Annotated in this window: 14 protein-coding genes; 10 read left to right on the top strand and 4 right to left on the bottom strand. The window is 60.2% G+C overall.

Translation table 11 applies throughout. The features are described 5' to 3' along the window. The first annotated feature begins 70 nt into the window (after positions 1 to 70). Together AC1DYF_RS32290 and AC1DYF_RS32285 are read left to right on the top strand one after the other, a co-directional pair. Positions 71 to 1,621, top strand: coding sequence for a trimethylamine methyltransferase family protein (locus tag AC1DYF_RS32290; protein ID WP_477881919.1), 1,551 nt, complete (start codon positions 71 to 73; stop codon positions 1,619 to 1,621). 184 nt (positions 1,622 to 1,805) lie between these two features. Next, complete coding sequence (locus AC1DYF_RS32285; RefSeq protein ID WP_477881918.1) at positions 1,806 to 2,972, top strand: pyridoxal phosphate-dependent aminotransferase; 1,167 nt, start codon at positions 1,806 to 1,808, stop codon at positions 2,970 to 2,972. Between the two features lie 2 nt (positions 2,973 to 2,974). On the opposite strand, the gene AC1DYF_RS32280 is transcribed toward AC1DYF_RS32285, so the two are convergent. The 4 genes from AC1DYF_RS32280 to AC1DYF_RS32265 all read right to left on the bottom strand — a co-directional run bounded on the left by AC1DYF_RS32280 (position 2,975) and on the right by AC1DYF_RS32265 (position 4,628). Further along, complete coding sequence (locus AC1DYF_RS32280) at positions 2,975 to 3,451, bottom strand: type II toxin-antitoxin system YhaV family toxin (RefSeq protein WP_477881917.1); 477 nt, start codon at positions 3,449 to 3,451, stop codon at positions 2,975 to 2,977. Further along, entirely contained in the window at positions 3,444 to 3,770 is a 327-nt protein-coding gene (locus AC1DYF_RS32275) for a type II toxin-antitoxin system PrlF family antitoxin (protein ID WP_477881915.1), read from the bottom strand. Before AC1DYF_RS32275 ends, AC1DYF_RS32280 begins: the two co-directional genes overlap by 8 nt. Before the next feature lie 133 nt (positions 3,771 to 3,903). Beyond that, entirely contained in the window at positions 3,904 to 4,422 is a 519-nt protein-coding gene (locus AC1DYF_RS32270; protein ID WP_477881913.1) for an RNA polymerase sigma factor, read from the bottom strand. After that, the gene (locus AC1DYF_RS32265; RefSeq protein WP_477881911.1) at positions 4,419 to 4,628 is read right to left on the bottom strand and encodes a YgaP family membrane protein; all 210 of its coding nucleotides are present in this window, start codon (positions 4,626 to 4,628) and stop codon (positions 4,419 to 4,421) included. Before AC1DYF_RS32265 ends, AC1DYF_RS32270 begins: the two co-directional genes overlap by 4 nt. Positions 4,629 to 4,776: 148 nt before the next feature. On the opposite strand from AC1DYF_RS32265, the gene AC1DYF_RS32260 reads away from it, so the two are divergent. The 8 genes from AC1DYF_RS32260 (at position 4,777) to AC1DYF_RS32225 (ending at position 12,743) form a co-directional block, all read left to right on the top strand. Beyond that, entirely contained in the window at positions 4,777 to 5,250 is a 474-nt protein-coding gene (locus AC1DYF_RS32260; RefSeq protein WP_477881909.1) for a hypothetical protein, read from the top strand. 107 nt (positions 5,251 to 5,357) lie between these two features. Beyond that, complete coding sequence (gene rfbF / locus AC1DYF_RS32255) at positions 5,358 to 6,128, top strand: glucose-1-phosphate cytidylyltransferase (RefSeq protein ID WP_477881908.1); 771 nt, start codon at positions 5,358 to 5,360, stop codon at positions 6,126 to 6,128. 2 nt (positions 6,129 to 6,130) lie between these two features. Further along, positions 6,131 to 7,213, top strand: coding sequence for a CDP-glucose 4,6-dehydratase (gene rfbG, locus AC1DYF_RS32250; protein ID WP_477881978.1), 1,083 nt, complete (start codon positions 6,131 to 6,133; stop codon positions 7,211 to 7,213). Then, a complete protein-coding gene (locus AC1DYF_RS32245; protein ID WP_477881906.1) occupies positions 7,210 to 7,773 on the top strand; it encodes a dTDP-4-dehydrorhamnose 3,5-epimerase family protein in 564 nt (187 codons plus the stop codon). Before rfbG ends, AC1DYF_RS32245 begins: the two co-directional genes overlap by 4 nt. Then, on the top strand, positions 7,770 to 8,996 hold the full coding sequence (locus tag AC1DYF_RS32240) for a methyltransferase domain-containing protein (RefSeq protein WP_477881905.1): 1,227 nt from the start codon (positions 7,770 to 7,772) through the stop codon (positions 8,994 to 8,996). The genes AC1DYF_RS32245 and AC1DYF_RS32240 overlap by 4 nt, the downstream gene beginning before the upstream one ends. Positions 8,997 to 9,077: 81 nt before the next feature. Continuing rightward, positions 9,078 to 10,289: a glycosyltransferase family 2 protein gene (locus AC1DYF_RS32235; RefSeq protein WP_477881904.1), complete on the top strand. Its 1,212-nt coding sequence runs from the start codon at positions 9,078 to 9,080 to the stop codon at positions 10,287 to 10,289. Between the two features lie 60 nt (positions 10,290 to 10,349). After that, complete coding sequence (locus tag AC1DYF_RS32230; protein WP_477881902.1) at positions 10,350 to 11,576, top strand: glycosyltransferase family 2 protein; 1,227 nt, start codon at positions 10,350 to 10,352, stop codon at positions 11,574 to 11,576. A gap of 90 nt (positions 11,577 to 11,666) precedes the next feature. Then, positions 11,667 to 12,743: a radical SAM protein gene (locus AC1DYF_RS32225; protein ID WP_477881900.1), complete on the top strand. Its 1,077-nt coding sequence runs from the start codon at positions 11,667 to 11,669 to the stop codon at positions 12,741 to 12,743. The last annotated feature ends 14 nt before the right edge of the window (positions 12,744 to 12,757 follow it).

The raw sequence follows: 12,757 nt of genomic DNA, 5'->3' as shown, positions 1-12,757 counted from the left end.
CAAAAAATATGAAGGATACATTTGCAAATTTCGTCGCTAGTCTTCCTCCAGCAACAAGGGAGTTTATGCCATGTCCGTCGCCGCCGAAGAATCCGTCCAGGAACCCAAAACCCGGCGTGAACGCGGCAAGCGCCGCGACCCCGCAGCCAAGCCGCTCGGCGTGCCCTATATCGTCAGAGGCATTCCCACCTATGACATCCTTGGCGAGGAAGCGTTGCAGCGGATCGAGCGAACCGGCGAGCGCATCCTGGCGGAAATCGGCATCGAATTTCGCGACGATCCGGCAGCGCTCGACCTCTGGAAGAAGGCTGGCGCCAATGTGCAGGGCGTGCTGGTCACGTTCGAGCCCGGCATGCTCAGGGAAATCCTGAAATCGGCGCCGTCGTCGTTTACGCAACATGCGCGCAATCCGGCCAACAATGTCGTGATCGGCGGCAAGTCGGTCGTCTTCACGCCCGCCTATGGTTCGCCCTTCGTCATGGATCTCGACAAGGGCCGGCGCTATGGCACGATCGAGGATTTCCGCAACTTCATCAAGCTGGCGCAATCGAGCCCCTGGCTGCATCATTCCGGCGGCACGATCTGCGAGCCGGTCGATCTGCCGGTCAACAAGCGGCATCTCGACATGGTCTACAGCCATGTCAAATATTCCGATCGCTGCTTCATGGGCTCGGTGACCGCCGAGAGCCGCGCTGAAGATTCGATCGAGATGGCACGCGTCGTCTTCGGCCGCGATTTCGTCGACAAGAACTGCGTCATCCTCGGCAATGTCAATGTCAACTCGCCGCTCGTCTGGGACGGCACCATGACAAAGGTGGCCCGCGCCTATGCCCGCGCCAACCAAGCCGCCGTGATCGTGCCTTTCATCCTTGGCGGCGCCATGGGCCCGGTAACCAATGCCGGCGCGATTGCCCAGAGCTATGCCGAGACCATGGCCGGCTGTGCGTTGACCCAGCTCGAACGCAAGGGCGCGCCGGTGATCTTCGGCAATTTCCTGTCTTCCATGTCGCTGCGGTCGGGTTCGCCGACCTTCGGCACGCCGGAGCCGGCGATCGGCTCGATGGTGATCGGTCAGCTGGCACGTCGTTTGAACCTGCCGCTGCGCTGCGCCGGCAATTTCTCCAATTCGAAGCTGCCGGATGCACAGGCGATGCAGGAAGGCGTGATGTCGATGATGTCGGCCGTCCACTGCGGCGCCAATTTCATCCTGCATTCGGCGGGCTTCCTCGACGGGCTGCTGGCCATGTCCTACGAAAAATTCGTCATGGACACGGATTTCTGCGGCGCCCTGCATGCCTATCTCAAAGGTGTGGAATTCGACGACAATGCGCTCGCCTATGATGCCTTCGAGGAGGTCGGTCCGGGCAGCCATTTCCTCGGCTCGCAACACACGCTGAGGAACTACCAGACAGCATTCTGGGACAGCGAGCTCTCCGACAACGAGCCGTTCGAAAAATGGAGCGAAGAAGGCGGCTCGACCGACATGGCGACGCGTGCGAACCGGAAGTGGAAGCGGGTACTGGAGAATTACGAGGCGCCGGCGCTGGATGAAGGCTTGGACGAGGCGTTGCGCGCCTTCATGGACACGCGCAAGAGCGAGATGGCGGATGCATGGCATTGAGCCTCTCGATATGAGGGCATAGCCTCTTCTATCTGCCGGGCGTATCACTCCCGGGAGATAGGCCGCGCTCGGAGCATTGTCGCTGCTCTGAGCGCATTCATGGAGCTAACAGGAGCTTCAACATTTCTTATGGGATTTCGCGCGGAATTCAGGCTATCAGGAGGGCACGCACCTGGAGCCTGCAATGACCTTTCTCGACAGCCTCAATCCCCATGCTCGTCTCGCGCCCGATAGCGGCATCGTCGAAATCATCACCTATGCACGCGGACGCGACAATCTGATCCCGCTCTGGGCCGGCGAAGGCGATGCGCCGACGCCGCAGTTCATTTGTGATGCGGCGATCGCGTCGATGCGGGCCGGGCACACCTTCTACACCTATCAGCGCGGCATTCCGGAACTCAGGCAGGCGATTTCCAACTATTATGCCCGCAATTTCGACCGGCACGTGCCGACAGACCATTGCTATGTCGTCGGCTCCGGCATGCAGGCAATCAAGCTCTCCATCGAGGCGACCCTGAAGGCCGGCGACGAGGCGATCTTCCTGACGCCGGCCTGGCCGAATTTCGACGGCGCGCTGGGCGTGTCGGGCGGCAAGCCCGTGCCGGTGAAGCTCGCCTTCGCCAATGGCCGATGGTCGCTCGACGTGGATGCGCTGGCCGCGGCGGTCACGCCAAAGACCAAGGTGCTGTTCATCAACACGCCGTCCAACCCGACCGGCTGGACGGCCACGCATGACGACCTCAAGGCCATCCTGGCGCTCGCCCGCAAGCACGGTCTCTGGATCATCGCCGACGAGATCTATGCGATGTATCATTTTCCCGGCGGCCGGGCGCCCTCCTTCCTCGACATCAGGGAGGAAGGCGACAGGATCCTGTTCGTCAATTCCTTCTCCAAGAACTGGCTGATGACCGGCTGGCGCGTCGGCTGGATTATCGCGCCGCCGGAACTCGGCCAGATCATCGAGAACCTCGTGCAATATTCGACTTCAGGCGTCGCCGAATTCATGCAGCGCGGCGGCGTGGTGGCGCTCGAACAGGGTGATGATCTCGTGCGTGCCAATGTCGAGAAGGCGCGGACCTCGCGCGACATCCTCTGCGATGCGCTGATCGCCACCAACCGTGTCGAAACGCGCAAGCCGGATGGCGCCATCTACGCTTTCCTGAAGATCGACGGTGTGACCGATTCCAGGGTCACAACGCTCGATATCGTCGACAAGACCGGTGTCTGCATGGCGCCCGGCACAGCTTTTGGCCCGGGTGGCGAGCAGTTCATCCGCGCCTGCTTTCTGCGCGATCCGGCGCAGGTGCAGGCGGCAGCCGAGCGGCTGGTGGAGTATGTGAAGCGGCTGTGAGACTAAACGTCGTCATCCGTCACTGAAGATGCAGCCATTGCTTCGCTGAGCAGCGTATTCCAATCATCCGGAGGATTGCCGCTGTCCAGCATCTTGCCGAAGACCTTATACACGTCCGTCTTGCTGTCATAGGCGCGCTTGGTGTTTTCGTCATTCACCCAAGCAAGAACTATGACCCGGTCTTTTTCGCTATATCTGAAAAACAACCGATATTGCTGCAGAAACTTGCCCCGTCGCCAATGCGCATATCCATCCCCCAAAGTGCCGCCTTGGCGAAATTTGGGATCGGCCGGATTGGAAGGAATGTCCTCGAACGCCATCCTCCGCATAGCGGCCAGAAGCTTGGCGGGTCGAGAAGACGTATAGTTTGCAGGATTTGTCAAACGCGCCTTTTTGGCGTCATTTATGACCTTGAGATATTGCGCCCTGAAACTCGGATGGGGAAATATCTTCCAACCATTGACGATCCAATCACTCATCTTCGAGCGGTGCGTCCATATCGACTTCCACACCGGCGACGAGTTCATCGACTTCGTCCATCAAAGCCTTGTCGAAAGGAACAAGGTTCTGCGGGTTATTGACGATATCCTTCTCCAGAAATGCAAGGAAGGCCGCGATCGCAGGGTCCTCCTCGCTCTCCTCCTGTTTCGGCTCAATCAGCACAGTGCCATCCGCCAATGCCTTAAAGACGACGGCTCCCTTGTGAATGCCAAGCATCTTCCGGATCGCGGCAGGCACTGTGGTCTGGCCGCGCTCGGTGATGGTCGCTTCGATTTCCAGTATCGGACGGACATTCATGACGGCACTCCTGCGCTAGACTGCAAATGTAATGCAAATGCATTGTCCGAGCAAGATCGAGATTCGCTTGATCAGCGGCGATAAATTCCTATTCAATTGCCAATAGAAAATGACCGGGCGAAGTCTCCGTTTCTCACCGCATCAGGAACTCCCTCGTCAACTGCCTAGCGCGATGCAGCCGCGCCTTGACCGCCTCGCGCGTTAGGCCCAGCGCCATTGCGATTTCCTCGATCGTCAATTCCTTGACGTCGCGCATCAGCGCGACGTCCCGGTAATGCGCCGGAAGTGATTCGAAGGCCGCTGCCAGATCAAGGCGCAAATCCGTGTCGGAGCGGTCCAGCCCGAACACCTGATCGTCATCGGCTATCGGCCGATTGAGACCCGCCTTGCGCGCCAGGCGAATGCATTCGCGCGTGACGACCTTGCCCAGCCAGGCAGGAAAGGCGAGCAATGTGCGGATGGCCCCGACATGCCGGAACAGCAGCCACAAAGCTTCCTGTGCAGCATCTTCGGCATCCGACGCCGTCCGACAGGCGGTGCGGGCGTAGCGGCGGATATCCGGCTGGGCGAGCTGCAACAGGCGCGCAATCGCGTCCCGGTCGCCGAGCTGCGCTGCATAGAAGATGTCCGCCGGGACAGCTGCGCGCGTCACATGCCTTTCCTTCTGTCGATGCCTGCCATGGCGCACATTGGGCAATAGCCGACGATGCCGGTCAGTGCGAGGACCACGCCGCTTGCCGCGACCAGGATTGCAAGCCAGCCGAAGAGATAAACGAAGGCGGCCACGGCGGCGACGAGGCCAGCTGCGATCCGGACGACCTGTTCGAGACTGCGAATATTCTTTCTGTAGAACGCCATTGTAACCTCCTGGATATGGCAGAGCAAATCGCTCCGATGCCAAAGAGGCGGGCGTAGCCCAAAAGGATTCGCTGTCATCCGAATTTTCTCATCGCGAGAAGCATATGGTCCCCGCTTATCCCGCAGGCTCGACGTCTCTGGACAGCGGATGTGGTCTGCGCCGAAATCTTTATCTTTGCGTGCGATCGTCACCTCCAGATACCGGAGCAACGACTGCGTGATGCGGCTTATTTCGAAATGCAAGTTTACGATTCTTTATACGCTACTGATATTCGCTTTGGCCGGCGTAAGGCTGGTATGGGACTCATATACATGGAATGACTTTGGTAGGGGCGCCAGCCACGTCCTTCCACAGATGTCGAACGACAGTTTGTTCACTTGGCTGATCGGCCTTGTTTTCGCACTGTTCATCGTACCTTTGACCATGCTTGCTTATTGGGCCTTGTTGGCGATGCTGCTGGTATCCCCATTCTTGCTGCCTATGGCAATCGCCGGCGACATTCTTGCCAACCGCGCATCGAAGCTATGGTTGCTGCTGCCTGTGCTCTTTTTTGCAATGATCCTTGCCGTATCGAAAATCTATGGATTGTTCTGGCTCTCGCTGGCCAGCGCCCACACATGACTTCTGCTCATCTCGGACTCTAGGTCCGCGAAAGCTTCGCCCGCCAAGATCGTCAAATCTGATCCCGCCTGACCGGCGGGGCACGATTCGACGTCTGTGGAGAAGTGATGAAGGCGGTGATCCTGGCAGGCGGACTCGGCTCGCGATTGGCCGAGGAGACGCAGACGCGGCCCAAGCCGATGGTCGAGATCGGCGGCCGGCCGATCCTTTGGCATATCATGAAGATCTACTACGCCCATGGCATCCGCGATTTCGTGATCTGCTGCGGCTTCAAGGGCTACATGATCAAGGAATATTTCGCCAATTACGGACTGCATATGTCCGACATCACCTTCGACCTCTCCGCCAACCGGCTGCAGTTCCATCGGCAGAACGCCGAAGCCTGGCGGGTGACGCTGGTCGATACCGGCGAGAATTCGATGACCGGCGGGCGCCTGAAGCGGGTCGCCGCCTATCTCGATCCGGACGAGGATTTCTGCTTCACCTATGGCGACGGCCTCTCCAACACCAATATCGCCGAGACCATCGCCTTCCATAAGAAGCACCGCAAGCTCGCAACGGTGACGGCTGTCCGGCCGCCGGCCAGGTTCGGTGCGCTGCGCTTCGAAGGCGACGACGTGACCGGTTTCGTCGAGAAGCCGGAAGGCGAAGGCGGCTTCATCAATGGCGGCTTCTTTGTGCTCAAGCCGCGTGTCATCGACAAGATCGACGGCGATCATACCAGTTTCGAGGCGGAGCCGCTCGGCGAGCTCGCCCGCAACGGCCAATTGAAGGCCTGGTTTCACGAAGGGTTCTGGCAGCCGATGGATACGCTGCGCGACAAAATCCAGCTCGAAAATCTCTGGGCGTCTGGCAACCCGCCCTGGAAAGTGTGGTGAACATGCAGAGTTTCTGGCGCGACAAACGAGTGCTCGTCACCGGTCATACCGGCTTCAAGGGGGCATGGCTGACGCTCTGGCTCAACCGGTTGGGGGCTGAGGTGCACGGCCTGTCATTGGCACCGAAAGATGACAGGCCATCGCTGCATCGCATGCTTGTCTATTCCGACAACAAGCCCGGCGAGATCGTCGATATCCGCGATCGGCTGGCGGTGCAGAACCGGGTGCTGAAGGTCAAGCCGGAGGTGGTCTTCCATCTTGCGGCGCAGCCCCTGGTGCGCGTCGGCTATCGTGAGCCGGTGGAGACCTTCGAGACCAATGTGCAGGGCACGATCAATCTGCTCGATGCCTTGCGGATCGCACCCGACCTGCGCTCGATCGTCGTCGTCACCACCGACAAGGTCTACGAGAATGCCGAGCTCGGCAAGCCGTTCCGTGAAGAAGATCCGCTCGGCGGCCACGATCCCTATAGCGCTTCGAAGGCGGCGGCGGATGTCGTCTCGATGAGCTATCGCCGCTCCTTCTTCCTGCCACGCAATATCGGCATTGCGACGGCGCGCGCCGGCAATGTCATCGGCGGCGGTGACTGGGCAGAGGATCGGCTGGTGCCGGACGCGATCCGGGCGCTCGAAACCGGCCGGCCGCTGGAAATCCGCCGGCCCGAATCGGTGCGGCCATGGCAGCATGTACTGGAACCGCTCTGGGGTTATATGCTGCTCGCCGAAGCGTTATGGCACGCGCCGTCGACAGGTTCGGCCTATAATTTCGGTCCCGATCCGTCGAGCACGACCACGGTACGGCAACTCCTGGAACGCTCGTCTTCTCACTTCGATACCTGGGACTTCATCTGGGGCAGCGACGACGAAGGGCCGCACGAAGCCGGCTTCCTGACGCTCGACAGCGGCAAGGCGGCGCGCGAACTCTCTTTCGAGCCGCGCTTCTCGCTCGACGAGACGATCGCCCGCACCTGGGGTTGGTATAAGGGGCTACATGCCGGCTATCTGGCGCGGGAACTCTGCGTCGCCGATATCGAAGCCTTCGAGGCCATGGCGCCGGCGGAAACGAAAAAGGCGGCGAGCGCATGAGCGGCCGTTTCCAATCCACGCGCACGCCGATCGAAGGCCTGATCCTGCTCAAGCGCCAGAAGCTGGCCGATCAGCGCGGGCATTTGAGCCGCCTGTTCGATTCCGAAGGCATGGCGGGGTTTGGTTGGCTGGGCGGTATCGCCCAGGTCAACGAGACAGTGACCTTGCAGAAAGGCACGGTGCGCGGCTTTCACTACCAAAAGCCGCCCTTCGCCGAGGCCAAACTGGTCACCTGCCTGCGCGGCACGGTGTTGGATGTAGCCGTCGACGTCCGCAAGGGATCGCCGACCTTTCTCTGGCACTATGCGGCCGAACTTTCCGCAGACAACATGCATTCGCTGCTGATTCCGGAAGGCTTTGCCCATGGTTTCCAGGCGCTGACCGACGATGTGCAACTGCTCTATGCCCATTCGGCGCCATTCCGGGCCGAGTCCGAGGGCGGGCTCAATCCACTCGACAAGGTGCTCAACATTCCCTGGCCGCTGCCCGTCGCCAATCTCTCGCCGCGCGACCAGAACCATCCGCTGATCGATGCCCGGTTCGAGGGGATTGCCGTATGAAATGCCGCCATTGCGGGGGCGAGGATTTCTGGCCGTTTCTTGACCTCGGCACCGCGCCACCGTCGAATTCCTATGTCGCCGCAGATGCGCTGGCGGCACCGGAACTCTGGTATCCCCTGATCATCCGCACCTGTTCGAATTGCCTGCTCACCCAGACGGAGGATTTCGCTGATCGTGAAACCTTCTTCTCAGAGAGCTATGCCTATTTCAGCTCCTTCTCGACCTCGTGGGTCAACCACGCCAAAACCTATGTCGAGACCGTGGCGGAACGCTATCAACTGGATGCCAAGTCACGCGTGGTCGAGATCGCTGCCAATGACGGCTATCTACTCCAGTTCGTCAAAGCGCGGGGCATTGCTTGCCTTGGCGTCGAGCCGACAGCCAGCACGGCTGCGGCGGCACGCGAAAAAGGCATAGAAATCGTCGAGGAATTCTTCGGCACGGCGCTGGCGAAGGAACTCGTGGCGAAGGGCTGGCAGGCCGACCTCATGGCCGCCAACAACGTGCTCGCGCATGTCCCTGACATCAACGACTTCGTCGCCGGCTTCGCGATCCTGCTGAAGCCCGAAGGTGTGGCAACCTTCGAATTTCCGCATCTCATCAACATGGTGGTCGAGAGTCAGTTCGACACCGCCTATCACGAACACTATTCCTACCTGTCGCTCACCGCGGTCGACCGGGTCTTCGCGGCCAATGGGCTGAAGGTCTTCGACGTGGAGACGACACCCTGGCATGGCGGCAGCCTCCGCGTCTTTGCGTCGCGGGCGGATGCCGCGTTAAGGCATAGGCAAGGATCGGTGGATAGCGTGCTCGATGCCGAGCGGCGAGCCGGAATCGGAGAGCAGGCGTTCCATGCCGGTTTCCAGGCTAGCGCGCGGCGGGTGCGAAATGATTTCGTCGCCTATCTGATCGAATGCGAGCGCAAAGGTCTCAAGGTCGCCGCCTATGGCGCAGCGGCCAAGGGCAACACGCTTCTGAATTTTGCCGGCATCAAGCCGGACCTCATCGCCTTCGTGGTGGACAAGAACCCGGCCAAGCAGGGGTTTTATCTGCCTGGAAGCCGCATTCCGATCGTCGACGAAGCGCGGCTCAAGGCCGACAAACCGGACAGAGTGGTGATCCTGCCATGGAATATTCAAACCGAGATCACGAACCAGCTTTCCTATATCAGAGACTGGGGTGGGAAGTTCGTGACGGCGATACCGGCACTGAGGGAGCATTGACGCCCGAGACGACCGACACCGGCGCGAAGACGCCGATCAAGGTTGCGGACGTCAGCCGGGCGACGACGCGTCCGGCGGCCGATGACTGACAGACCCCAGCTCTCCATCTGCGTTCCCTCGCGCAACCGGCAGGAGACGTTCCGGCAGACGATCCTTGATCTGATCGCCAATCCGCGCCCGGACGTCGAATTCGTGTTTGCCGACAATTCCGACGAGCCGTCGATCATGAACGGCTTCATGGCCGGCATTGCCGATCCGCGCGTCCGCTATCTGCCGTCCGAACCCGAAACGCTGCCGATGCAGGACAATTGGGAGCGGACGATTGTCGCGGCATCCGGCGACTGGATTTGCTTCATCGGCGACGATGACTATGTCGATCCAGATATCGCCGATATCATTGCCGGCATCATTCGCCATGCGCCGGGAACCGAGGCGGTCGCCTGGAACAAGCCGGGCTTCAAGTGGCCGAGCTATCGCCCATTCCCTGGCAATCTCTCCATTTCGCTCGGCAATGACGTCAGGCACGTCAATCGGTCGGCTTTGGTGAAACGCATGTTCCGCTGGGAGGGGGCAAGCTTTGTCCCCGCCATGCCCTTCACCATCTACCATGGCGCAGTCTCGCGGCAGACGATCGAGCTGGTCCGGCGGTTTAGTGGCGGACGCACATTCGAGCATCCGACGGTCGACTATGATTTCGGCAACAAGCTGTTGTTCGCCGCCAGGAATTTTGTCTTCGTCAGCCGGCCGCTCTCCATCCAAGGTGCCACCGAGAAGAGCAATTCCTCTGCCATCGGCCGTTTTGCCAAGGCGATGGAGAATTACGAAACCTTTGTCCGCGAAAAGGGCAACCGCTTCGAGAGCGGCGCGGCAATGGAGGGTTTTCCGTTCAAATCCAATCTCGGCGTCGCCGCCTCGATCATGTCGGGACAGCACTGGTTCAAGACGACCTACAAGATTGCCGTGGACGGCTGGGAAGAGAATTTCATCCGTGCCCTGGCGCGCGAATGCAGCCGCGCCATCGAGCCGAAAGAATTCGAAATGCATGCGGAGCTCTGCCGCCGCGCAATCGCGCGACTGGAAGGTGGGCGCTATCTTCCGGTTTTCGAGCCGCGGTTCCTTGGCCAGCAGGCCGGCATGTTCACCGGGCTCAGGGATGACAACCTCTACATCAACGAGAGCATCGCTGACTGCAGCACGCCGGCCGAACTGTACCACGTGCTGCAGTCTCTGCTGGAGCCAATAGCCGGTCTTCGCTACGCACTCGACCAGGCGTCGCAGGCCGAGGCGGCATGAGGTCACCGGACAGGTTCACAAAAGCCTTTGCCGCTACGGTTCCGTCAACGGAGCCCGATCATGCTGTCTGACGTCCCAATCCTGTCCATCTGCGTGCCGTCGCGCAACCGGCAATCCTATTTCCAGCAGACGATCGTAGCACTCACCGCATCGCCCAGGGCCGATGTCGAATTCATATTCGTCGACAATTCCGACGATCCGTCGATCATGGACGCCTTCATAAAACCCTATCTCGCCGATCCGCGGGTCCGCTACGTCCCCTCCGGCGACATCGCGCGCTCGATGCTGGACAACTGGCAGACGGCGATGGAAGCGACGACGGGGCGCTGGGTGACCTTCATCGGCGACGACGACTATGCCGATCCGGAAATCGCCGGCATGATCGCCCGCATCGAGGCCGCGCGGCCGGGCGTCGAGGCAATCGACTGGAGCAAGCTGTTCTATACCTGGCCGGATGGCGACACGCCGCCCTCGGGCCATTTCATCATCCTCGACGATAAGATCCGCGACGTGCCGCGTGAACTGCTGGCAGACCGCGCCTTCCGCTGGAAGGATGCGAAGCAAATCCTGATGTGCGGCTTCTCGATCTATCACGGCGCTGCCTCACGGGTGCTGATCGATCGGATCACGGCGCGTTATGGCGGCCGGTTCTTCGAATTTCCCGTCGTTGACTATGAGAGCGTGTTCAAGATCATCATGAACGGCAAGCGCTTCGTGCAGATCAGCCGGCCGCTGTCTGTGCTCGGCGTCAGTCCGCTGTCCAATTCGGCGGCGCTGAAGGACCTGAAAGAGCAGGAGCGCAAGCAGGAACTGTTCGACAAGGAGCTCGACAAGCCGGTCGACCAGATGGCCTGCTTTGCCGATTTTCCGTTCAAGAGCCGCTTCGGCATCGCCGCCAGCATCGGCATGGTGCATCACTGGTTCGCCAAGCGGCACGGGACGCAGTTTTCCGGCTTCGAGGAGAATTTCGCCCATTCCTGCGAGGGGCAATGCTGTGGGATCACCAACCGCGAGGACTATGACATCGTCGTCGCGCGCTATCGCGGCGCCTTCGGCAAATGGCGCGGCGGACGCTATCTCAAGCATTTCCGGCCGAGTTTCTCGCCGGAGAAGAAAGTGATCCCGTTCTCCGGCGTCGATGACGGCAAGCTCTACGTCGCGGCCGATTCTGAATTTGCGCCGACCTGCCTGGCTTACTACCAGCTCGTCTCGTCGGCGCTGGCCAACCTAGCCGATCTTGTGATCGACGCCGATGCGTCCGCCCTGCCGGAGCGGAAACGCGCATAATGAAACATTCATCTAAAAGGTTTGTTGGCAAAGTGGGTCTAGGCTTGATGACCGACATGCTGACTGATTCGAAATCGAGGTAGCCGGACCATGCTGACCTTCCAGCAAGCCAAAGACCCGAACTATATGGCGATCCGGGCGAAAAACCTGACGGCCTCGCTGCAGGCACGGAAAATCCTCACGCTCGTTGTCGAAGCAGCCTCGTCCTGCAATCTCAAATGCACATTCTGCGACGCCCATTCCGGCCGCGCACCGAAATTCCGCGAGCATGCCGGCCTGATGCGTGACGAGACCTGGCAAAAGCTGGTCGATGACCTCAAGATCTATACCGCCGCGCGCGGGCCGCTTTCGATGATCCAGTTTCATGGCAATGGCGAACCGCTGCTCAACAAGAAGCTGCCGGCGATGATCGCCCGTATCAAGCGCGAAGGCTTTGCCAAGACGACGCGCATCATCACCAACGGTATCCTGCTCGACGCCAAGAAGGCCAATGAGCTGATGGATGCCGGGCTGGACGAGATCCATATCAGCGTCGATACGCTCGACCGCGAGAAATACAATACCGTCAAAGTCGGCGACTATGCCGAGCGCGTGCTCGCCAATCTGCTGGCTGTCATCCCGATCATCGAGGAGCGGCGTCAGACCAGCCTCTACATCAAATATTTCCAGGCCGAGGAAGACAATTCCTATGGCATTTCGCAGGCGGATTCGGATTCGGTGTTCAACACCTTTGCCGAAGCCGCGCGGAACTCAGACTTCGTCCATCTGAAGCAGCAGCCGCTGGTCGATGTCGGCAAGGGCATGCTGGATGGCAAGGACGGCATGGCCGCGCCTTGTGAAATCCCCTTCTACCTGCTCTATGTCATGCATAGCGGCAAGGTATCGGCCTGCTGCTCGGATGTGTTCAGCGGTCTGACGGTCGGTCATCTCACCGAGGAATTGCCGCCGACGAAGAGCCATATGGGCAATTCGCTGCTGGAAGTCGTCGATTCCGTGGCGCTTTATGAAATCCGTCGCAAGCACCTCAACGGCCGCTGCGGCGACATAAAACTCTGCGCCGGCTGCGGCAACCGCACCGCGGTAGACCTTTCGCAGCTGCCGGGGGATACGATCGACGTGCTCAACCGCGCGATCCTGCCGCCGGCGCCGCTGGTGGCGGCGGAGTAGGCACAGTCAGGGGC

This window comes from Rhizobium sp. P2_G9 (assembly GCF_056403475.1).
This window is presented reverse-complemented; position numbering and strand designations above follow the sequence as displayed.